Annotated in this window: 22 protein-coding genes; 7 read left to right on the top strand and 15 right to left on the bottom strand. The window is 54.7% G+C overall.

Features of this window, described 5'->3' with window-relative positions; all coding sequences use genetic code 11:
* Positions 1-62: 62 nt before the first annotated feature.
* A complete protein-coding gene (locus tag AB5213_RS06185) occupies positions 63-932 on the bottom strand; it encodes a hypothetical protein (RefSeq protein WP_368276463.1) in 870 nt (289 codons plus the stop codon).
* Between the two features lie 425 nt (positions 933-1,357).
* On the opposite strand from AB5213_RS06185, the gene AB5213_RS06180 reads away from it, so the two are divergent.
* The 4 genes from AB5213_RS06180 (at position 1,358) to AB5213_RS06165 (ending at position 5,033) form a co-directional block, all read left to right on the top strand.
* A complete protein-coding gene (locus AB5213_RS06180) occupies positions 1,358-2,260 on the top strand; it encodes a DUF5688 family protein (protein ID WP_368276462.1) in 903 nt (300 codons plus the stop codon).
* A gap of 144 nt (positions 2,261-2,404) precedes the next feature.
* A complete protein-coding gene (locus AB5213_RS06175; protein ID WP_368276461.1) occupies positions 2,405-3,619 on the top strand; it encodes a hypothetical protein in 1,215 nt (404 codons plus the stop codon).
* A gap of 272 nt (positions 3,620-3,891) precedes the next feature.
* Positions 3,892-4,599, top strand: a complete 708-nt coding sequence (locus tag AB5213_RS06170; RefSeq protein WP_368276460.1) for a hypothetical protein — start codon at positions 3,892-3,894, stop codon at positions 4,597-4,599.
* Positions 4,600-4,697: 98 nt separating this feature from the next.
* On the top strand, positions 4,698-5,033 hold the full coding sequence (locus AB5213_RS06165; protein WP_368276459.1) for a hypothetical protein: 336 nt from the start codon (positions 4,698-4,700) through the stop codon (positions 5,031-5,033).
* A gap of 507 nt (positions 5,034-5,540) precedes the next feature.
* Here the strand turns inward: AB5213_RS06165 and AB5213_RS06160 are convergent.
* The 11 genes from AB5213_RS06160 to AB5213_RS06110 all read right to left on the bottom strand — a co-directional run bounded on the left by AB5213_RS06160 (position 5,541) and on the right by AB5213_RS06110 (position 16,722).
* The gene (locus tag AB5213_RS06160) at positions 5,541-8,354 is read right to left on the bottom strand and encodes an RICIN domain-containing protein (RefSeq protein WP_368276458.1); all 2,814 of its coding nucleotides are present in this window, start codon (positions 8,352-8,354) and stop codon (positions 5,541-5,543) included.
* Between the two features lie 4 nt (positions 8,355-8,358).
* Positions 8,359-8,733 (bottom strand): hypothetical protein, encoded by a 375-nt coding sequence (locus AB5213_RS06155; protein ID WP_368276457.1) that lies wholly within the window; start codon positions 8,731-8,733, stop codon positions 8,359-8,361.
* A 186-nt stretch (positions 8,734-8,919) separates the two neighbouring features.
* Positions 8,920-9,831, bottom strand: a complete 912-nt coding sequence (locus AB5213_RS06150; RefSeq protein WP_008370673.1) for a type II secretion system F family protein — start codon at positions 9,829-9,831, stop codon at positions 8,920-8,922.
* A 12-nt stretch (positions 9,832-9,843) separates the two neighbouring features.
* Complete coding sequence (locus tag AB5213_RS06145) at positions 9,844-10,749, bottom strand: type II secretion system F family protein (protein WP_008370671.1); 906 nt, start codon at positions 10,747-10,749, stop codon at positions 9,844-9,846.
* Positions 10,749-12,044: a CpaF family protein gene (locus tag AB5213_RS06140; RefSeq protein ID WP_368276456.1), complete on the bottom strand. Its 1,296-nt coding sequence runs from the start codon at positions 12,042-12,044 to the stop codon at positions 10,749-10,751. The genes AB5213_RS06145 and AB5213_RS06140 overlap by 1 nt, the downstream gene beginning before the upstream one ends.
* Positions 12,045-12,047: 3 nt before the next feature.
* On the bottom strand, positions 12,048-13,544 hold the full coding sequence (gene cpaB, locus AB5213_RS06135) for a Flp pilus assembly protein CpaB (RefSeq protein ID WP_368276455.1): 1,497 nt from the start codon (positions 13,542-13,544) through the stop codon (positions 12,048-12,050).
* Between the two features lie 120 nt (positions 13,545-13,664).
* Entirely contained in the window at positions 13,665-14,267 is a 603-nt protein-coding gene (locus AB5213_RS06130) for a hypothetical protein (protein ID WP_368276454.1), read from the bottom strand.
* Positions 14,264-14,752 carry a TadE/TadG family type IV pilus assembly protein gene (locus AB5213_RS06125; RefSeq protein WP_008370655.1) on the bottom strand — a complete coding sequence of 163 codons (489 nt, stop codon included), beginning with the start codon at positions 14,750-14,752 and terminating at the stop codon, positions 14,264-14,266. Before AB5213_RS06125 ends, AB5213_RS06130 begins: the two co-directional genes overlap by 4 nt.
* Entirely contained in the window at positions 14,746-15,261 is a 516-nt protein-coding gene (locus tag AB5213_RS06120; RefSeq protein WP_008370654.1) for a TadE/TadG family type IV pilus assembly protein, read from the bottom strand. Before AB5213_RS06120 ends, AB5213_RS06125 begins: the two co-directional genes overlap by 7 nt.
* Before the next feature lie 91 nt (positions 15,262-15,352).
* Positions 15,353-15,577, bottom strand: coding sequence for a hypothetical protein (locus AB5213_RS06115; RefSeq protein ID WP_368276453.1), 225 nt, complete (start codon positions 15,575-15,577; stop codon positions 15,353-15,355).
* Between the two features lie 113 nt (positions 15,578-15,690).
* Positions 15,691-16,722 (bottom strand): hypothetical protein, encoded by a 1,032-nt coding sequence (locus AB5213_RS06110; RefSeq protein WP_256171052.1) that lies wholly within the window; start codon positions 16,720-16,722, stop codon positions 15,691-15,693.
* Between the two features lie 221 nt (positions 16,723-16,943).
* Between AB5213_RS06110 and AB5213_RS06105 the strand changes: the two genes are divergently transcribed.
* The 3 genes from AB5213_RS06105 to AB5213_RS06095 all read left to right on the top strand — a co-directional run bounded on the left by AB5213_RS06105 (position 16,944) and on the right by AB5213_RS06095 (position 18,618).
* Positions 16,944-17,819 (top strand): antirestriction protein ArdA, encoded by an 876-nt coding sequence (locus AB5213_RS06105; protein WP_368276452.1) that lies wholly within the window; start codon positions 16,944-16,946, stop codon positions 17,817-17,819.
* 119 nt (positions 17,820-17,938) lie between these two features.
* Entirely contained in the window at positions 17,939-18,208 is a 270-nt protein-coding gene (locus AB5213_RS06100) for a type II toxin-antitoxin system RelE/ParE family toxin (RefSeq protein WP_177279400.1), read from the top strand.
* Between the two features lie 62 nt (positions 18,209-18,270).
* On the top strand, positions 18,271-18,618 hold the full coding sequence (locus AB5213_RS06095; protein ID WP_368276451.1) for a Rep family protein: 348 nt from the start codon (positions 18,271-18,273) through the stop codon (positions 18,616-18,618).
* A gap of 347 nt (positions 18,619-18,965) precedes the next feature.
* Here AB5213_RS06095 and AB5213_RS06090 read toward each other — a convergent pair whose 3' ends face one another.
* From AB5213_RS06090 to AB5213_RS06080, 3 genes are all read right to left on the bottom strand, one after another.
* On the bottom strand, positions 18,966-19,484 hold the full coding sequence (locus AB5213_RS06090) for a hypothetical protein (RefSeq protein ID WP_008370649.1): 519 nt from the start codon (positions 19,482-19,484) through the stop codon (positions 18,966-18,968).
* 276 nt (positions 19,485-19,760) lie between these two features.
* Positions 19,761-20,240, bottom strand: a complete 480-nt coding sequence (locus AB5213_RS06085; protein WP_008370648.1) for a hypothetical protein — start codon at positions 20,238-20,240, stop codon at positions 19,761-19,763.
* A gap of 212 nt (positions 20,241-20,452) precedes the next feature.
* A complete protein-coding gene (locus AB5213_RS06080; protein ID WP_368276450.1) occupies positions 20,453-22,597 on the bottom strand; it encodes a DNA topoisomerase in 2,145 nt (714 codons plus the stop codon).
* Positions 22,598-22,656: the final 59 nt, after the last annotated feature.

Genomic DNA, 22,656 nt, shown 5'->3' with positions numbered 1-22,656 from the left:
GCGGTACGCATCGCCCATACGAGTTGCCATCCGTCCTGCAAGTCGAATCAATCTCTCTTACATCACTCGTCAAGTAACAACTCTCCCTTCTTTTTGGCCTCTTCGGCGAGTTTATCGGCACCCGCTCGCGCGATCTCGCCCTTCACGGTCAACTTTCCATCGTCTCGCCCTGGCGAATCGCTTTTTTCGACTCGCCCCTTCAATTCGAATGCCCTCGATACCGCACCGCGGAAATCGAAAGTCATATTGCGGTCCCTGGCCTCTGCGATGCAGGCATATGTCCAGAACTTATCGCCGATCATGCCGTCTTCGTCGGCAAGCCTGTCAAACCGCTCTGCGAAATCGCTTCTGACGGCGACGACTGGCACGGTCTGCTTCGACATGATGTCGCAAATCATGAGTTCCCCGGTCTTATCCGCCAGCAGGAGGAAGGGCTTGATGTCGTCGATCCATTCCCGTCCGATTCCCGAGAGGTCGCTTGCCCATTTCTCACCTGAGATAATTCGGTATCCTTCGGGAATTTCGATTTCATCGAGCAGGACGCCCGGACCATCGCTGAATCGCGTGAAAATCTCCTGGTAGGCATAATCGAGGACATCGGCATCGCCGTATGCATCGGCCCAGGGTCCGTTTTTGACTCCATGCTGGTCTTTGACCTTTATCGCGGCACTCCTGATAGCGCTCTTGACGCTCATATCGGTATCTTTGTCCATGTTCTCAAGAAGGAATCTGTCTTCCATCTCTTCTGAAACCGAACGTATCAGAGCTGAGCGAATTCCGTCGGGAAGGGCAGTGCTCCATGGGCTATCGATTGCGGAACGCAGTTGCTCCAGAATGTATCGGTCCTTGATTTCCGCGATGTTGCCTTTGGTGAGTTCGAATAGGACGAATGCCTTGGCTCCATTTCCCCTGTCGACGATGATTTCCCTCAAACACTTGCCTCCTTCCCTGTTTTGTAAGATTCTACCACTCATTCTCATCCGACCATCACGTTTCTCTCCATGTTTTTGCTGAACCGTATTTTGGCAAACGCTTGCGGATTTCGTCAAAGCCGCGATATCTGCCCATCTTTGCAACCGATCACTGTTAGTTCCATGTGAGCGGTCCCCGTCGCTCGCGGGTTTCCTAGCCCACCGAGGTCCGGAAACGCAAGGGCTGCCCTACGGCGCATCGTTTCACTTGTCCCTTGTCGTTTCAGTCCCATCGTGGTCTTGAACGGATACCGGCGACGGGAAATCGCCAGCACATTGAAAACTGAACAGGGTTCGGAAGCGCCGACGGAAGAGCGGATGTTGAGTGCCGAACCTGCAAGGGCACCAAAGAAAACAGTAGGTTGAAAAACAAGGAGGAAAACCAAATGGAAGAAAGAAGAGAAATGAATGGACAGAGAATGATGACCAGGGAGGAGCTGGAGATGAGATTGCCGGCGCTGAATCATATTGCGGAACAGAGGGATGCCAAATTCAGGCTTCGCTACGCTGAGAAGACGCTAAATAATGGTATCGAGCGTGGGTACACCTTGGATGCCGGAACAAGGGTGTCTGTAAACGTTTACCAGAATGAGCGCTGGGCGCAGATGCCGGACGAGGAGCTTTTCGATACCCTAAACGATCTTGATGGAAGATACTGTGTGACGGAAGACCAGGAGACGATCGGGGAGAGGCTGAACGCCTTTTTCAAGAGTGGCGAGCTGTTCGAGAAAATCTATCCAGTTGTCGTATCCGAAAACAATATGGAAAGCTTTGCGAAGGCCGGTATCACATTCGATCGATATCTCGACATGCTGATTACATATCGCGTCGAACTGATGCAGATGAATGATGGAATCGGAACGATTCGACTTCAGGACAGCCATCTTGAGACTTTCGGAATTTCCCGTCAGAAAATCCGAAAGGCTGCTTTTGCAAACCTTGAAGGGATTGTCGATTTCATGACGCTGCGTGATGACGCGTCCGGCTTCAAGATGATTGCGGTGGCCAGGAAAGACAAGCAGTTCGGTGGGGCCGCGGCAATGTTGCTCCCGTCGGTTCGCAGGAGACTTGCAGAGATATTCGGGACCGACAGCCTCGTCTTCCTTCCATCGAGCATTTCAGAAGTCATTGCTGTACCGCAGACAGCCGGTGAACCGGAAATGCTTCTCGCAATGGTCCATGAAATCAATGAGACAGAAGTCGCGCCGGAGGAACGCCTCACGGACAGTATCTATCCGATGCGCCTCGCAGACGGCGAGTACCGCCTTTCAGGTATCCGCCCTCGATAAAGGGGCGGAGCCCCTTCGGGGCATTCGGGTGACATCTGATTCGCGTTGCTCGAATGTCTCGAATCAAGTCGAGTGCTCGAGATTGAATCGTCGTGCCGTTAATGGTATTATTGTATTAGTATATCGAAAGGGGAAATCGTGAAGATGGCTGAATACACATTGATGAACAAGAACCATCCCGTTGTTTCTTTCAGATATGACCGCGATATTCACGCAGTGGTGAAGATTGTTGATGTTCATGATCTCAGATATGCACCCGTGGCTCTCGCTGATTCAAAAGGTATCGTGACCAGACGTGCGCTCAACGACTGGTGGCGGCGGCGTGCGATTCCGGCGTCCCGACATCAGATTCAGCAACTTCTCGATTCTTTGAATCTCAATAGCACGTTGGAGCTGGCGGAGGAGAATTTTGGACTTTCGCTGTCTGATCGTTACTGGATCAACGACAGTAAGAATCCTTTGAAATGGGAGGATGTCAATTTCTTCGACAATGACTTTACAGACGATCTTGGAATGTTGACTCTTGGACAGAAATCGTCCGGCAATCCGAACCTGATGTCGCCGAATTCGACGCTTGGCGGCGATCTCAATAAAAAATGGAAAATCGTCAATGGCAAGCGATTCCTCGTGAAAGGCGGGACTGGGTCGACACGACAGGAGGTTCTGAACGAAGTTGTGGCGACGGCGCTGTATAACCGCCTGCTAAGCAGAAACGATTACGTTCCTTACTTCCTATTTGAGGAGAATGGCCGAATCTATTCCGCATGTGAGAACATGCTCGGACAGGATGAGGAGCTAGTCACCGCATATGACGTACTTTCAACACGAAAGAAACCTGATTCTATAAGTGACTATGACTTTCTGGTGGACACCTACAAGAGCCTTGGTCTCAAAAATGTAGAGGAAGGTCTGGCAAAAATGTTCACCTGTGATTATATCCTTGCCAATCAAGACCGGCACTGGCGTAACTTCGGGGTAATCCGAAATGTTGAAACACTTGAATTTACAAGGCTTGCGCCGATTTTCGATAATGGGACAAGCCTTTGGTGTCACGCCTACAACATTCTCGCTGAAGATAGCTATATCGCGAAACCGTTTGGACCGAAAGGTATGGCTCCGGACAAGCAGCTCAGCCTTTTCAGAAATTACAGCTGGTTCGATAGGGACAAGCTTGTCGGTTTCCCTCTTGAGGCAAAGGAGATCTTGTCCCATGGGAACGATGGTATCCGGGCTCGACTTAATGTTATCGAAAGTCGCATCGAACGAAACATCGGCAGTGTTCAACGACATATTGAAAAGTTGGCAGTCGGGCAAAAGGAACCATTGCGTGTCAAGCGAGTTGACACTCCCCGTAGTTGAAACCAGGGGTTTTACGACGGTTTTGATAAGGTTTTGCAGATACCGCGGATGAATGACTCAGTTTCAAGAACTGAAAGAGAACGGTAATGAAAGGGGCTTTTTGCCCCTTTTTTAGCGTTCGTCGCACCTCCCTGTTTCAAGCGACTATAGGAAGTATCGGGAAGGATCTCATCGAAATGTACCGAAAGCCATCGTAAATGTAGTCGGCTGTATCAATACGCTTTTTTGATGTTATAGTACTATTACACAAAGCATTACAGGAGGAATTGAATATGGGAAGGATGTGGCGCGGTGGGTATCGCCGCTTCCATCCGATAGGAGATCGGATGGGAAATGAAATGGTTGATGCGTTCGATGTGGGGCAGCCGATATGCGACCTTGATATGGAATACGGGGTATATAAGGTCCCTGCTAAAGAAGTCATACCGTACAGGATCTATCCGGTGCTGTCGCCGGCCTGGAAGGCTGACGGCTATGACGAGCTGGGGATCATCTACGATCGCTATCTCGATCTGCTTGTCACCTACGTCGTCGAGGGTGAATCCGAAACGGACGGCTACGCGGCCGCAATCGTGACGTATGACAATCTCGATACATTCGGCTTGCCGAGAGGGAAGCTGTTCGAATATGCATCCCGCAACCTCAAATCGGATATACGGATCGGCTTCACCGGCACAACGGGGCAGCTCGCTATGTTGGAGATCGGTAGGCTGAGCGGGGGAGTGGGAGGCGCCTCGGCGCTGCTCTTGTCATCGGTATGGGAGAGTGCCGCCAAATTATTCGGCACGGAGAAGATCATATTCTTCGCATTGAGTAACTGCGAGCTCATGGCGGTAGTTGCGGAAGAGCGGATAATTCATGCCTTGAAATCCGGCCTCTTCGATGCGGCAAGGGAATCAGTCCCAGTTGAAGAGTATTTTCCGAAAAGCATTTACGGGCTCGTGCCGGATAAATCGGGCTATAGTCTGCATCGGTTTTGAAAGGCGCGATATACCCTGGACACTCGAACATACGGTTGCTTTTCGGTTGCTATAGTGCTATAATACTAGCATATTGCATTAACGGAAGGAGGATACGTATGGAGGAAAATAGCTTTCAGGTCGCTTTGCGCTCGGCCCTGTCTGAGCTGAAGGACGGGTCGATGGTCGAGTTGAGCGAGCGTGACCCCGGCTTCCGACAAAGTGAGATGGAAGAACATCTTGCGGAGCAGGATTGGCTCAAGATTTCTCATGAGATTCCGCAGGAGCTTCGGGATGTGACGGATCGCTTTATCCGCGCTGTCCGCGTCCATGCCTGTGACCAGGTCGATACGGCCTATCTTGCCGGTATGCGTGACATGATGAAGATCGCGGCGGCATTCGGGCTCTATGAGATCGATCCCGACGATGTCTTGCCGGCGCAACAGAGGAAGTAGACAAACTGTCTATACTATGCTATAGTAATATTGTTTTTCAAAGATTCCTTCGGGAATCACCTTGTTGGCCGGTATTCCTATCTACCGGCATCAGCCTATTTTTATACAGGAAAAAGAAGAAGATTGCGGTCTCTCTCCGCAGCCTTCTTCTTTTTTTATTCGCAAGCGCTTGCGAATTTTAACGGGTGGATTCATCTTTCATTTGCAATGAAAGATGAGGCTTTTCATTTCTTGAATAGGGCGCATGTATTCTTTTCTTTGTTCAAGCGATGGATTGGCGGCAGAGGAGACTGGCTTGTTTCCGCGGTTGCAAATACAAAGATGGTTTTGTATAATAGTATTAGTGGCGAGCTTAGAGTAGTATTCGGGGAACTGGATCCCGACCAAACGCTCTAGGTCTCGCCCTTTTCTTTGCCATAAAGCGGCAAGTTTAAACATTCACAACAAAAAAGAGGGGCAGACGGAATTTCCGCTTGCCCCTCTTTCAGTTCCTTCAGTCGATCTCCACTACAACCGTGCGCTCATGACGCCGTCGTAGCCGCTCCAAGGCCAATCGACATAGACTGTCGTGTTACCCTTGATGGTCGCCGAGAGGATCGGGGATCCGCTGGCGGCCGCGTTGGCGTATACACCGGGCGTGCTGGACACGCAGCGCGTCTTCCCGGCATCCTCGCACCAAGCGGACCACGGACCGGCAAACGTCAGCTTCGTCCCATACTTAACGACCTCGTCCTGCGGGTACAGGGTCGCCAGGTCGAGCGCGGTGCCAAGGTCCGCGTCCGTCGACCAGTTATACGAGGTGTCCAGCACGCTGCTGCGGGTGGTCGTATCGTATTTTACCGAGCAAGGGTTGTAACCGTACAGCTTCAACGAGGTATCGAGTGCCCGCGGCTCATAGGGCTGCGTGCACTCCGGGTCCGTGTACCAGCAGACCAGATTGAGGCAGTTGTCCTTCTGACCGGCGGCAGTCGCATCGGGATTCACCTGATAGGTCGTTCCCATCTCGTACTCTTCCTCGAAACAAGGATCGGTTTCACCGTCGACATAATAGAACACCTTGATACCGACAGGAGGCGGAGGAGTCGGCGGTACGGGCAGTGCCTTCAGTCCCTTCGAGCTGTCGCCCTGATACGCATCGGCGATCATCTTGTGCCCATCGAACCCCGACGTGTCATCGAGGTTGAGCGCGAGCATCGCCTGTGCCGTGAGATAGCCACCCGAATGGGAGTTTTCCGGGATAAACGAATTGTCTTCGGCGAACTCTCGTGCCAGCTTGGCACCGCGCGGCTTCGGGATGGCGAATACCTGGATACACTTGATGGCTCCCTTGCTGCCGGATGCATCATCCGAACCGCACAGCTCCGCATCATCCTGAGAACCGCCGTTGGAATGGAAACGCTCCGTCCAGCCCTGCCCATAGATGAAGGCGCGATAGGCGATATCGTATTCCTTGGCGATATCTCCCTCAAGCCAGATCTTGATGCCGGTAATGCGGTTGCTGACACCGCCCTTGCCAAGTTCCTCGCCGTCGCGGCAGACATCGGACCAAGAGAAATCGCCTGAATTTTCGATGCCCATGCATCCGGCGTAGCAGATTGCTCCAAAGTCGGCGTTGTTCTCGATGAAACCGCTACCGTACTTGATCCTAAGTTTGAAGGACTCAACGAAGAAATTAGTGTCGCGAACGGGGTATCCCGCGCCGGCATAGGCGTCACGCCAGATCTGATCGCCGCAATATGCAAGATGGCACCAGCTGCTTAACGTAAAGGCTTCGGGATACTTGTTTTCGGCAAACGGACTTTCCCGCTCATCCTGCATCCAGTACCAACGGTACAGGTATTTCACCGAACCGGTGCCGCCCTGATCGTAGGGCGTGCACGTCTTTGACGGGTCGATGACAGAGATTGTCTTGCCGGGCTCGACACGCTCGGCATCGAGCGAGATCGTGCCCTTGAAGAACACTTCCTCGATACGCCACTTGTGCGCTTCATTCGACCATTCGGAACCGTGATTGCCGTCGGAATGTAGCCGGACAATGGTTCCTTCGGCGGTCTTGCCGTCGGCTTGGTCGAAGGCAAAACCGGACGCATCGCTGATAATGTTGTACCTGCCGTTCTTGTCGACACTCTTTGTGACCCAGAATCGACCGGCGATGGCATTGTCATCCCCGTAGAGCTGGAGCGTTTGAACGGAAGAAGGAGCAGTGCGGTTTCGGGCGGCTTGCTCTAGATAGCTTCTTCCTCCCGACGCATTGAGCACACGACTGAAACCTTTCACATGGGCCGGGAAGATGGTGAATGTGATACCGCCTCGTTCGTCCATCGCGCCGAGGCCCATGACGAAATTGCGCTGCGTATAATTCGTTCCGCTTCCGTCCGCACCGTAAAGATGAACGAGCGTGCCGGAGGACTGTCTTGCGGCATCGACATCCAGACATTGATATCCGCTTTTGACGGAATCCGGAACGATTGCGACGATCTTGCCGAACAGGGACATGTCCTGGTCGAGGGTAATTTTATCGATTTTTGCGTGGATATCACTGCCCATGAAGCTATCAGGGGAACTTGTAAATCCACTAAGAAAAACTCTGTCAGGTGTAGCCCAGTTATTGACGCCTCCGCACATGACGTTATAAACATAAACTCCAAGGCCGAAATAGGCGTCTTGAAGACCATTGTTCCGCTTATAGAGGTATGTCGGGGAGTCGTATCCCAAATCGGACCAACCAGTAATACTCCACCAACTTCGATTTCCGCCACCGAGGTTTTCGTTTGAGAAAGCGAAGTATTTATTATCTTCCCAGTCAGTTTTTTGGCAACTGCCGGCGATTCCAAGATTGCTCACCCAAAAATGGAGATAGTTATCTTTATATTTGGAAAACCAGATTCGATGACCGGTTGAAGTGTTTACATCGCCGCATTTTGCCTGGACGTGAACCTTAAAAATATCATAGAGCTCATCCGTGAAAATCGATTCGACGTATACCCTGAAGGAGAGGCAGAGCCATTGGCTTGCATCCCAACTATATCCGACCTGCCACCACCAGGTTTTAGATGTAACACCGATATAGTTTCCACCATGATGGACAACAGATCCATTTCCTGAACCGAACCAACCTTTTTCGTTCGGAGGATTTCCACCCGGACAGGTTGCCCCGAACGCTAATTTGGGCATCATGAGCAATGCCAACGCCGCTGCGCCGGCTTCGAGTACACGGCGGCGGGAGAGTGCCTTATCATCACTTTCAGCAGAATTATCCAGTGGGATGAGTTCCGCATTGACGTGGGCGATCTCGTTACTTTTTTCCATTGGATCGTTCAACTCCCTATTCGGCATAACCGGTTTCTTCGTAGTTATCTTGAACGCACAATTTTAATGTGTAGAGGGCAAGGCAGATGGTATCGCAGAGCTGGATTACAACTGGCTCAGTGCTCATATGGGAAGCCGGAAGTAAAAAATAGATAGTTGCGACGATACCAGCCGCAAGTGCAACCTTATAGTTATTTTTGCAAAACGCAATGGCTGCGAGGACGAGAATGATTACTGGAATTGCCGGTTGCAGGACAGACCAGACAGAATGCGAAAGTGCAATGTACCTGATAGAAGTTACCAAATTGCCTACAGCGTCCGGCACGGGCGCCACGCTCGCCACGACCGCTGCAAACCCAAAAGCTTCCGCTGAGATAGGGATGTCTTTCACCCCGTTTTTAATCTTATCTAGCATGAAATTCCCTAACCTACTTGAACGTTTATAGTTATCGAAAATTATAGCGCGGCAGACTGTAAAAAGTTACCGGTATGTCCGGGATTATGGTGGGAAAAAGAAAGCAGCCGGGGTGCAAATCTGCACCCCGGCTGCTTCATGTCATTAAGCTGATGCTCCCGGTTACATGATTTCCATGAGCATGCTTGCGGTTGGAATGATGAGCGGGGGAAGGATGAGGACGAGCACGGCGATCAGGAAGAAGACCAGCGGGACAGCCATCTTCGTCGAGAGCTTGTTGATCTGCGCGGTCAGCGCATCGTAACGCGCTTTGCGTGCAAGCTTTGCCTGCGATTCGAGGACGCCTGAGATCGAGGTACCCTTTCTGGTCGCCTCGATCAACGCCGCGCAGAAATATCCCATGAGCGGCGAATCGCATCGGCGGCGCATATGGTCCAGGGCATCTACGCGGGACACGCCGAGGTGCGAGATCTCCATATCGGTACGCGCGAACTCGTCTGCCAGCGGACCGAGGGCCTTGTTCTCGGCAAGCTGCCTGAATCCACGCTCCACGAGCACGCCGGCTGAGACGGAAATGGTGAGCAGTTCAAGTGCCGGTGGCAGATAGCGATCGATCTCTTCGCCGCGCGTCTTTCCCGCATGCGACAGCCAGACTCCGCAGACCGCCCATCCGCCGACGGCGCCGATGATTCCGACTAGGAGTGCCATCGCGATTCCGTATCCGCCCACGAGGGCGGCACCGGCGAGCATGATGGCGGTGAAGATCGTGATCCCGAGGGAGATGGCACGCCAGGTCGATGGGGTTATCTTTAACCCTGCCAGGTCGAGCTTGTCCTGCAGCTCTCGGGATTCCGACAGCTTGAGCGGGATGACCTTTTCGAACGCCTCTCCGGCGCGGTCGATTGCCTCGGCGATCTTCATGCGCTGCGTCGGTTTGGCGTGCATCCCCTTACGGGCGGCGATGGACATCCTGGCGCGCGCCAGCGGCTTGCGGAAGGGCTCGCCGGCGAGAACATAAGTCATACCGCCGGCAGCACAGGCGAACAGGAGCACGAGGAGATATTGGATATTCATTTCGATTGGCTCCTATTCCACGTCGATGTCTGCCATTTTGTAGATGATGACGGAGCCCGTTGCCGCAAATAGCACCACGACGATCAGCACGGGAATGCCGAGCGGGTCCTGCGTATAGAAATCATATGCCTGCGGAATGCCGACCATGATGATTGCGAACAGGATGAGCAGCATCACGATAAGCGCCTTCATGGATGCGATTACAGATGACGTCTCCGACTCGATATGCCGACGGAGCGACAACCGGGCGTCGATGGTGTCTCCGATGCGCTCGAGCGAGTCAGCCAGCGATCCGCCAACCTCCTTGTGCGAAGCCACGGCGGCCTGCAGGAGGACAAGGTCCTTGCTGCCGGTTCGTTTCGCCATGTCATCGAGCGCGGCGACGATATCGCCATCGATCTGCATTGCGCCGGCACAGGCCAGGAGCTCGGATTTCAGAGGGTCGTCTGAATTCTCCCCGACAGAGCGCAGGGCTCTTTCAATCGAGGATCCGGCACGCATGTTTTCCGCGACCATGGGAAGCGACCGCGCCAATTGCTCATCGAATCGTGCTTTTCGGCTCTTTCCGCGGGAACGAACCCACAGCTCGGCAATCAGGGGCCCGATGAGGGCGAAACCGATTCCGATAAGTCCAAGGGCCATGAATCCGATAAGGGCACCCGCTCCCGCGAGCAAGACGAGGAGGAGAATCCACGTCTTGCCATTGACTTCGATACCGGCTTCCGCAAGACGCGGAAGGGGTGTGGGAACTTTTTTGTCCTTATCGTCCGACTCGCCGGTTCTAAGGGCAGTCGAATTCCTCATGCGGCGTACATCGCCGGCAGCCGACAGCCCGCAGAACAGGGAGTAGAGGCCGACGGTGATGGAAAGCAATAGGAAGAAAACGCTCAGCATCATGATGATGACGGCAGGTTCCATTACCAGACACCGCCTTCGAACCAACGGGGGTCGTATTCCGCGTCCGCGTCGAGGATCTTTTCCTTTAGACGCGCCGGCTGGTATCCAGTGGCGACATGCCTGCCGTTTTCCGGCGAGCCCTCCCAGTGGAACAGTTCGTTGCGGGTCACGTTACCGTCGGAAAAGCCCTCGACGGCCGTGATGGACTCGATACGGCGGTAGCCGCCCCTCCAGCGCTTCACCTGCACGACGACATCGATCGCGGCACCGATCTGGCGGCGGATCGCCTCCATGGTCATGTTGCGATGGCTCTTCAGGATCATGTTCTCGATACGCGTGAATGCACCGGCGCAGTCGTTCGCATGGATCGTCGTGAGCGATCCGTCGTGACCTGTCTGCATGGCCTGAAGCATCTCGTAAGTCTCATCGTCACGGCACTCGCCGACGACAATACGGTCGGGACGCTCACGGAGTGCGCCGACCAGGAGCTCATGCATCGTAAACTCGCCCTTGCCCTCTGAGTTCGGTGGGCAGGCGACGCGAGGGATCACGATGCGCTGTTTCAGCTGCAGTTCTCGCGTATCCTCGATGGTCACAACGCGCTCGTTATAGCCGATGAAGGCGGAGAGTGCGTTCAGCATCGTGGTCTTACCGGAACCGGTGCCGCCGGAGATGATGAAGTTCGCACGGGCCTTGACGGCCGATTTGAGGAACATGTACATAGGCTCGCTCATGGCACCGCGCTCCAGCAGGTCCTCAGCGGTTAGCTTGTCCTTGCTGAATTTACGGATATTGAGCGACCAGCCGTTGGGGGAGACCTTCGGGTGGGCTGCGTGCACACGGGAGCCGTCGGCAAGGGTGGCGTCCATTTCGGGAAACGAATCGTCGCAGCGGCGGTTCGCCTCCTCGGCGATACGTCCGATAAGCCGACCGACCTCATCATGCGAGACAAGGTCGATACCGGGGCAATCGACGATCTGGCCGTCCACTTCGGCGCGGGCGACCGGCGTGATAAATGTTCCATTCGGCTCGACGCCGACGGGATCGATGAAGATCTCGGCAACCTTGGGATCGTCCTGCAAAGGCTGAAGGGGACCCAGACCGATGAAATCGTCAATGGTGCTTTTGATGATGTAGCCGATCCAGTTTTCGTCGGAGATACCGAAATCGGCGCACACTTCATGGGCGACACCGTCGATCTGGGCCGGAAGCGCCTGACGGTCGATCGAGCCGCCGTCGGCCATGGTCACGCCGAGCAGGTCGCGCATCTCCTGGCGGATGCGCTCCTTGATCCTGAGAACGGTTTCGTCTGCCATGGGCTACTCACCGCTCTCGGTGGTATCGGCAGAAGAGGGCAGGGTAAGGGTAAGGCCACCGGCGGTGCGGATCTTACCTGCCTGCTCGGGCGTGACCTCGAGCGTCACGGTGCTGTATCCGTCAGAGGAGCCGCTACCGGAGCTGAAGTTGCCGTCGAGAGCTGCGATGCGCACGGAGTCGGCGAGGACGGTGAACCCATCGCCGCCGAGGGAGCCGTCGTTGGGCTGGATCACCTTGACCCTGTCGTTCACGCGGAGCATGCCGCCCATGCCAGACTGGGCGTCCACGGAGATGGTCACGGCCTCCATGCCGTCCCCGATTGCGGCGGCAAGGGACTCAGGGTTGTCCTTGCCGGCAGTGGATGCGTTGGTGAGCTGGGAGCCCTTGGCGATGTACTGGGTTGCGACGCGACCGACGGGAGTCTTGGAGGAGTCGTCGATATCCTTCTTGGTGATTGCGCCGTCCGCCACCGTGCTGTTCGGGACGGAGACGAAAGCGAGGTCGCTTGCGGAGATCTCGTCGCCGGCGTGGATGGTCTTCGTGGCTGCGACGACTTCGGTGGTGCCGGAGAACGCTTCTGCGATTCGGTTGTTGGCGTCGATCTCCGATACGACGGCGACACCTCCCGCGATGACGGCGATGACAGCGAGACCGGCGGTGACCTTCTGCAGGCGGGAGACCTTCACGGCAATCTTCTCCATGCCCGTGAGGCTCGGAGCATTGGGGGACGTGGCGCCGCGGCGGCCGGCTGCCTTCTTTTGGGCTTTCGCTGCCTTGGCTTCTTCTTTGGCCTTCTGCTTCTCGGCCTTGCGTTCGGCACGGGACGGCTTCGATGGCTTTGCAGGCTTCTCGCGCTTCTTTTTCGGTTCCTGTTCCTCAGCAGGTTCAGGATCGGTAAAGAAGCTGGAGGATTCCATCTCGTTGACGGGAATGTACTTGTCGGTCTCCTGCGAGGGATTATACGGAAGGGGCGAGGCCTGATGGTACGCGGTTTCCGGTTCTGGCTGGGATGCGGTGGCATCCTGTGCCGGAAGCGTGGCGGTCGTGTCGGGTGCCGGCTGGCGATACGGATTCACGGCAGGGGAAGGCTGGTCGTAGACCGGATGCGGCTCGGATGCCGATGCAGCCGGGACATATGCAGGCGGCTCATAGGGGGCGGGGCGCTGCACTGTAGGTGTCTGAGGGTGCTGCGGAACCGTCTCTTGCGCCTTCTCGGCAACCGCATCGGGCGTCGGTGCGGCATATGCCGGCATAGCCGGAACCTGCGGCTGATAGCAAGGTGCGGCAGCCGCGACCGGTGCCTGCTGGGACATGCCCGGCTGGCTGGCGGCTTGAGGTGCGGGAGGCTCGGGCTGCAAAGCCTGTGCAGTCTGCGCGTCCTGCATCGCCTTGTAGGATGCGGCGTGGAGATTCGCGATCAGGGCGGCTGCATCGCCTGCCGAAAGCTCGCCTGAACGGACTTTCGCGAGGATCGCATCGGTATCGTTGGTGTCTGGCATGGTGTTCCTTTCTCGCTTTCCTGTGTAGAGATGCCGTCAGACACGCGGCATAGCAAAAGGATATCAGGCATTGGCACATGATGACGCCTGATATCCTTTCATTTTAGCTCATCAGAAAGGCTATTTATTGTTCGTTGCCTGGTTGACGGCTGTTTTCATCTCGTCGACCACTTCTTGCGGAAGCTCTTTCGTGGACGTGTACTCCTCGTATTCGGGGGTGTCCGAACCGGCTTTGAAGGAATACTTTCCGTTACCCGAATCCGCCGGTCTCCATGCCTTTCCCGCAGTGTAGGGGACGGCATGTGCCGTGACGTGCGCTCCGATGGGGATATTGAAATCTCCGAGCGAATAGGTCGCAAAGTATCCTTTCAAGGACGATTTCGTCTGGATGCCCCAGGCCCACGCGCGTTTGCTCTGGGGGACGGCCGAGGAGGGGGCTTCATAGAACCAGACCTCGACTTCGCCGTTGAACCCGTTGGCACGCAGGGACTTGACAGCCGCGGCCGCGATTGCGAGTCCGGGGTCATCGGAGTTCTTCGCGACAAGGAGGTTCTGCGACGCCATGGTGGCGTCCCTGGCTGCGGAGCAGTCATTTGTCTGGGCGTTCTGCTGGTCGAGGGCTGCGGAGAGCTCGAATGCGAAGCCGAGTGCGATGAGGAGCACGAGCATGATGATGACGTTCAGGATGTTGATTGCGCCGGATTCGCTGCGGACGCGCGTCATCGCGACACCTCCATTTTCTCGGAAACCGGGACCTCCACTTTGATCGTTTTCGACATCTTGATACCGTCGAAGCTGCCGACCGAAATCAGGGTCGGGATTTTATAGTCGACGGTCGATTCGAGAAGCGCCGTGGTGCTTGATTTCGAGATGGTCGTGATTCCCGTGGAACCGGTATCGGTGACGGTGGCCTCATCGGACCTGTCCGAATAGGAGACCTTGGAGTTCGTCACGGTGATGTTGTCCTTGACGATACCCGGCGTGTTCGATGCGAGTTCGTCCTTTACCGCCTGATTTACATTTCCGGATGCGATTGCGGCGGAGAAATCGGACTTCATCGCGGCCGACTCGATTGCGGCGCTCATCGCGGTGCCCTCATATGCTATCAGGCAAACTTGGATAAGACAGAATGCGAGGACGATGAGCATGGGGAGGACGATGGCGGCCTCGAGGACTTCCGAGCCTCTTTCAGAATGAGTCCTTACCACGAGGACGCACCTCCTTCCACCGTTGCATCCTTTAACTCCACGGCGTTGGATTCGATCGTCATGCCGCCTCCGAACCCTCCGGCGGCATAGATCGCATCGCCGAGGACGGTCTGTGGCTGGATGGTCACGGATACGGTCGCGGTGCATTTCCGGGTGGAGACATTCGACTCCCTGTCCGTATAGGACGATCCGTTTGAATCGGGAATCCGGTGCGTGTACGCTTCCCTCTCGGCATCCGAGACATCTGTCTCGATCTTCATGTTTTCAGCGAAAAAAGAGGAGGCGGCATTTACGGCCGCCTCCTTAGCTGATGAGGCATCGCCGCTGGGGTTTACGGCGAGCTCTCGGGCGGCTGCATGGGCGGCGTTGTCGACAGCGGTTGTCGCCGCCGAAATCTGGCCGAATTCCATGGCAGCCATGGCAAAAATCAGGAGGAACGGGACACCGAGCGCAAATTCGATGATTGCGGCGCCCGATTCGGACTCCGGTTTCTTGAAGATGCCTTTCACGTCCAGTTCCTCCTTGGTTGCACATTTCTCGATTCTCGAAACAAATACCTTAGTAGTATGGTATTATGCTATCAGAGAGAAAGGAGGTTGACTACTTGCCAACGCCGTTGATCGAGTTATTGGCAGCGTTGCGGGCAGACTCGAACCAGGAGGAGATGGAGTTGCCAGTCTTGGTCATCTGCTTCTGCATCTGGTTGCCGAAGGCGATCAGAGCAGCGCCGATGATGACGGCGACAATGGCAACGATGACGTACTCGACGGTGTCGGCGCCGCCGGCGATCTCACCGGCATAGACGCGATTGCGGATAGAATTCATGGGAATTCTCCTTCCTTTGTGTCCATTCGGACGGTTGCAAAGACTCTATTCTCAGTTGTTCCTCGCAGATCGGCTACTCCTAACTTCTCTGCGGGGGACAGCGGGATAGACTGCTACATGATACACCCAAGGGGCACGCCGGTGCAAAGCCAGACGAGCAGGAAAGGCCCCATGGGTACGCGGCTTTTAAGGGTGATCTCTTTCGCACGGTAGCGGGGGATGTAGTTGGCGAGCATGGCGATGCACATCGCGCCCATGCCGTATACCGTGCCGTGGAACCCGCATGCCGTCGCGATCGCCGGGACGAGCCTGCGATCGCCGGCACCGACTGCATCGGCGCCGCCGGTGATGCGGAAGAGATGGTTGGTGATGGCGAAAATCGCATAGATACCCACACCGCACAGCAGGTTGCCGATCAATCCGCTTACACCGCCGTGCCCGAACGCCGTAAGTACGGCGAGAGGGTATGTGGCGATAGACAGGCCGAAGGGCAGAACGCGTGAGCGCTGGTCGCACATCGCGCCGACTGCCGTGACGAGAATCGAGGTAATCCCGCCGAGAAGAAACAGCAGCGGGGAGTGGAGGTTGCCGGTCATCCCGACATAGCAGGTCGCGGCGGTACCGAGACCGACGGCAAGGGAAAGCATGGCGGAGGTCATCTTGGAGACCGGTGCGACGTAGCGGGCACGGTACTCCTCGACGGTCTCATAATCATCGAGATTCACGCCATCTGGCATGCGGCTACCCGTCTCGATAAGCGCCTCGACTTTCTCACGCATGAGTTCCTTGGTGCGGACGAGCCTCATGGCATCGAGCCACCAAATCGCAAGGTCCCGTTCCTCGCGTTTCTCGGCGCGTTTGCTCGGTTCGCGGTCTGGATTCTCCACCTTGAACTTCTTGTAGACTTCAAGGTTCTCATCCCACCAGGAAAGGATCGCATCGCGCTTGCGGCCCAGGATGCGCCCGCTGATGGCTGGGAGGGCGAGGCTGCACACGCAGCCCGTCAAGCCGCCTGCGACGATTGCCGCGACAGGTGACTTTGTGAGCATGCCGAGTGCGATAGTGAGGGTTTCGCTCGCAGCGAGGACGGCGACAGGCGTCGCGTCATATGCCTCCCCACAAGAGGGCTTCATGGTTTCATTCATAAACACGCACTTTCCTTTTGGTGTTTCTCTTGGGCTATTATACCGACTTCGTCTCATAATTCAATGAGCAGATGTCGCGAAATCATTTCTTATTTTCCTTTCTCATCGGTTCCCTTCTTTGTCGGTATGGGTGGATATCAATCCTACCGAAATAGAGATGGGGTGAAGTGGTAGAATCTTACAAAAGCAACCCTACGGTTTATAGAGTAGAAAGGGCAACCATGGGACAGGACTTCACAAAAGGCCTGAACGTATGCATCGGAAACTACGGTTACTACAACGAGGGTAGCCTTCACGATGCATGGATCACCTTGCCGAAGACGGAAGCTGAGATTCGGGACTTTCTCCATCTCAACCAACTGCAGGATTCACAGCATGAGGAAATCTATATCTCTGATTATGATGGCATTCCCTTCGGCACGAGGCTGCTCTTTAACGAGTTTTGCCATCTCGAGGACTTGAACCTGCTTGCGAAGCAGCTCGTCACGGCAAACCCGGCCGATCTGGAGAAGGTGGGCGCATGGATTCAGGCGAATGACACTCCTGAAAGTCTTGTTGGGCTTATGAATCTCATCGAACAGGCCGACGACATCCCATTTTACAGCTGGGGATACGATGGTGCTTACGACAAGGATGAGTTCGGTAATATGATCTATACCACGATGTCACCGGAGAGAAACTACGGGTACGAGATGGTTGAGCAGAATGAGGAACTGAAGCATATCCTCGACAGTTCGAGCCAGATTGAAAGTGCCTTTGACTATGAGAAATACGGACGGGCTTACACCGAAGGTGGCGAAGTCACCGTTCTTGAGGACGGCTATATCGATAACTGCGCTGACGGACCGGACGAAGATTATTATGACCGTGACGAGTTGGTTTCCCTTATCGGCGACCGTTATGATGCGCAGTATCCTGCGGGCTCGTCCAAAACGGCGGACCGCAGCCTGGATGACGTGATGAGGGAAGCAACGGAAGCCGCACGCGCGTCGGAAGCGTTGAGCCGTGGCCATATCAATGAGGATTCCAACCGAGTTGAACGAGCGCTACAGCCGTCTTGCGAAGGAGACTGGCAGGTCGAGGAGCTTCTACGTTAACGAAGCCCTGCAAGAAGCTATCGACCGTTTCGAGTACGAGTACGGGATTCTCAGAGACATTGAGGACTATCGCGCTGGCAGGCTTGAAACCTACAGCATCGATGAGGTAAGGGCGCATTGTGGATTGGCGGATTGAGTTCACGAGGAATGCCGACAAGGCGATGCGCAAGCTAGACAAGGGCGTTGCGGCGCGGGTGTTCGACGAGCTGGACGAGATAGCGAAGCTCGAAGACCCGAGAAGCAGGGGCAAAGCCCTAACAGGGAACTTGGCTGGCGTGTGGCGATACAGGGTCGGTGATTATCGGATTCTGTGCGATATCAACGACGGCAGGCTTGTCATTCTCGTGGTCGATGTGGCGCACAGGCGCGAGGTCTACAAGCGCAGGTAAAAAGAAAAAAGCCCCAGCAAGCTTGGCGGCAGCAGGGGCATTCAAGACAAGGAGATTATAGCATGGCTAGGTCTGAAGCCCAGAAACGTGCGGATAAGAAGTACGAAAAGAAACGTGTACCACGTAAGGATTACTGGCTATTTGAGTTCTATCCAGATAGTGCGCCGGAGAACTGGCGCGAGATTATCAACAGCTGGCTCGTCGATTGTTTGGTTTCACCGCTACATGATTCGGACGTGAACGAAGACGGCACGCCGAAGAAACCTCATTGGCATGGAATCCTGTTTTTTGACAGCGTTAAGTCGTTCGAGCCGTTGATGACCGGCCTTGCATTTGACGGCTTTGGAATTCAGACCTTGTTGCATCTTGAATCCAACGGCATCGAGGATTTCCTGTTCCGTGCACCGTGAGACATCGGAAACGGCGGCGACCGTCGCGCCGCATCCCGGAAGTTCGAGTTGCTTGGGACCGGTGAGGAGTCGATGCCCGATCGGCCCTTTCCGGTCGATCTCGGTAACTTGGAGTGCGCCGTCCTGCCTGGTACTCCGTGTCAGAACCGAATAGTATTTGCTGGAGTCTCCGCAAAAACAAGCGAGGTCGAGGCGACCTGACAGGACGGCGTTATAGACTTTCTCGCCGATTCCCCTGTTTTGGAGATAGAGTTCTTTATACCTATCGTTTTTGGGGTTCTTAAGTCGGGCGATCGCGGCTTCGTGCAGGGAGGCCAGCCTGTAAGTTTGGATAACCGGACGAGCACTCATCGGAAATCACGCCCATCAAAGTTTTCTAGCCCTTCGCGATTGCGCGCGGCTTCAAGCTGTTTGCTGCCCTCCCTGCCGATGGCGGCCTTTTCCTTCAGGCTTCGATCGCCCTTCTGTGTGAATCCGATCGCCTGCAGGATGTCCCGTTCATTGCATTTCGAGATGTCGGGAACGGCGGCGAGGACGGCACCGTATCCCGGAAGATCGAGCATCTTCTGGTTCGTAAGCCGGCGATGCCCGATCGGTCCCTTGCTGTCGATATCCGTGAGCTGCAGGGAGCCTTCCTGTTTCGGGCTACGCGTAAGGATGGAGTAGTAGCGACCGTCTTCCGTTCCGCGGAAAGCTACGAGGTCAATTTTTCTATCAAGAATTGCGCTGTACAATCTGTCGCCGACTGCGCGGTTCTTTTCATACCATTCTTCAAACCTGGTATCTTCCAAATCGAAATACCCGGCGAGCGCCACCTCATCCAGGCGCAACAGCTCATACGTTTCGATTCCGCTTCGATTCATCATCGCACATCACCCGAAAGGCAGGAAGTGCCCTTTACTTTGTTTGCTTGGCTTAAGTTGTCACCGATCACGGTTAAATCCCCCATTTCTTTATTTTTCTTTGTAAGATTCTACCATCTCTCATCAAAAAAGGGGCACCCATAGCCGGATGCCCCAAAGAGAAGAGTGCCAGAAAAATCAATCAGCGAGCCCTGGCGAGCGGATCATAGGTGCCGTCAGGCACCGCATGAATAGCGCATCGCCATGCGAATCGCTGGCATATCGATTCGGCTTGCAGGTCTAGCCGACAAGCGGCCTATCGACCATAGCGGACAACTTGGCGTATAGGTCCAGCTCGACGGAGATTGCCGTCTCACCGTAGGCGATGGCCTGGAACATGCGGTACCGCTTCAGCCCCAGGTCCTCCTCGACAGTCGCGCCGTCGGCCTCGATCTTGTCATAGGCAGCCTTGATCGAGGGCATATCCTGATCCTCGTTATGGCTGATGTCGTTCTGCAGAAGATCTACGAGACCCTGCATGCTCATCGAATCGCCGCCCTGGCGATAGAGCAGGCAGACACACGCATCGAGAAGCATGGCGCGGGCGGTCGCGAAAAGGTCCCCGCTTTTCTTGATGACATCTGCATCCAAGCCATGTGAGATGCACCCCGCCAGCACCAAGGCGTCCTCCTGGCAGGAAATGAACGAAAACGGGTTATAGTTCATAGTCAAACCAACCGTAGTTTCCTCGCCCTTAACGGCTTCGGTCTTTTCTTCCATAATGAAATTCCTTTCTATCGATCTCCGGCTTCAGCTTGGACATCATTTACTGACTGCATTGTGGTCAATTGTATCAAACCGATCGCGGAAACCATCGGCTGTCGCATTAGTCAAAGTTCCACGGGTTACCGGTTACGATTCCGTTGACGCTATCCGAATAACCGAAATTGGTCCTGTCAGAAGCGGCATTGTTTAAAGTTGGGAGTCCCGAACTAGCCTTTGTGTTTCTTTCCCTTGAACTCGGGGAATTGCATATCAAGCGACCATGTCTCGCGATTCAGCGTGAGATACGCGTCATAGGTTCCATCCCCGCTTTTCTTCTTGATTCCCTTGATGAGCGATGTCTTTCCTTTTTCGGCGATCTCCCTGCCGTTCTTGTCGGTGAGCTTCTTCGGCTTATCCTTTGGTCCGACAAAACGGTAGATGGAAAAGTCGCAGGTTCCGTCCTGGGCGAAGACGGCTTTCCCATCTTTCTCGCCTGTCTTCTTGAAATGCACTCCGGCGCAGCGGAACTGATTTTTCGTCGCATAGAGGTCCTTGCCGCATTTCGGGCACTTGCCGATGACGATCGCGTTTCCGTCGCCTAGTTTCATACCGTCCAATGCACCGATGTTATCCTGCATTGCCTTCATATCGTGCACGACCATATCGGTGACGGTATTGATGACATCGGACGGTTTGCGTGAAAACCGTCCCACCTCGTTCATGGATTCAAACAGCTTCTCGGTGACTTCCGGTGAGGCGATTTGGCAATTCGCCAGCAAGGCGTAAGACACCTCGCCGCACTTCGTCATGGTGAGTGCGCCCTTGTTTTCCTTCATGAGGGCGCGTTCCTCATTGGCGGTGATTTCCGCAAGCGTGCTCGTCCTAGTGGCGCCGGTACCGACGTTATATTTCTCGAGCTTCTTCGTAAGCCATTTCATTGTCGGTTTTTGCGGGCGTTTGTTGGCTCCTTCGTGCACATACGGGGAGGCGACCTTACCGAACTCGCAGGCGTTCTCCGCCTCCTCCCCTTCCGATTTCTCGGTAGAAGAGGAGTCCGAATCGAAAATCGCCTTGAACCCTGGTTTGATTGGGATCTGGGTCTGCCCGACATATTCGGGAAAGTCCCTTACATGGCCTTTGATCAGCTCATATTCATAATCTTCAGCGAGCATCGCTAGATAGTTCTTGGCAAGTACGGAATAGATCGCGGAACCGATTTTTCCGTAACCATTTTCAAGCTCGGCAAGGGATTCGGGAACATTGATTCCCGGTCTGTTCGCGCCGTGCGCCCCGCCTTCCTTGACATGTGTCTTCCTTGCGGCGCGATGGGAGAGCAGAGACGTATCCACACCGACCACGCTGGCAATCTTATCGACAAGCGGAAGCAATTCGCCGAATTGTTCCGGCGTGACCTCCTTATCCTCGGTACGCGGGTAGCTTACGATCTGGTTTTCGTACATCTCCTGATATGTCTTCAGGACATTTGCCGGCTTGAACCCCTGCTTCGCGAGGATAGCGGACAGGCCGGCGAGGTCGAGGAGTTTTCCGGGGGCAGTGTGTTTCTTCCCCCTGGAATCCTCTACGACAGCGCTGTCGTGCAACTGCGAAAGGTCTACCTGATCGGGGCTATCGAACCGGATATCTTCGGGGTCGTCGGTCTTTCTGGCAAAGATGTTGCCGTTCTCATCTTTGAAACGCGCCTCGTAAAACGGCTTGCGGACATATTCGTTATAGGCTTTCAACTGGTCGCCGGTCAGTTTGACCATGACCGATTTCAACCGACCCTGGCGTACGACCGTTCGGAACCCCTTTTTTCGCGCTACGAGTGTTGCCGCACGGGTGAACTGCATGCTCGCGAGATCCCAGCGCTCGCGGACGACCGCCTTCACATAGTCGCCGTCCTTGTCCATAGATGGAAGGGTCTTGCGTTCCCTGAAAGCCTTCTGCACGCTTGCCGGCGCCTCGTCGGCAAAGTACATACGCTTGGTCGGACCTCTCCAACCGCATTTCTCCAGAGCCTCCCAGGCAAGCAACTCGCCCTCGCCGGATGGGTCGACATCCGTTGCGATCACGACGCAATCAGCCTCTTTCAGCTCATCTTTAAGACCGGAAATGATGTCCTTGCATCCGCTTAGGATCCCCTTCTTCCATGTAAAATCGTTGAGATTCCACGGCAGATTTTCAAGATCCCAACTCTTATAGAACTCGACCTTTTCAGTAGGAACCTGTTTATCGGGAGGCAACAGCCCCATAACGTGTCCGCGCAGATTGGTAATTTTATATTCAGTTCCGGCATAATTACCGGTTTTTCCACCCAATGCTTTTGCAAAATTTCGTGCAGCGCTAGGCTTCTCGGCAAGAATCAATTCCATTATTGCTTTCCTTTCTAAAAGACTCTCACAACGATAACGTTTTAATGCTCAGTTTTGTC

Source organism: Coprococcus sp. RTP21204st1_G4_RTP21204_210225, assembly GCF_040915385.1.
Classification (GTDB): domain Bacteria; phylum Bacillota; class Clostridia; order Lachnospirales; family Lachnospiraceae; genus Allocoprococcus; species Allocoprococcus comes.
The sequence above is the reverse complement of the archived record's forward strand: the minus strand, read 5'-3'. Positions and strand labels throughout refer to the sequence as shown.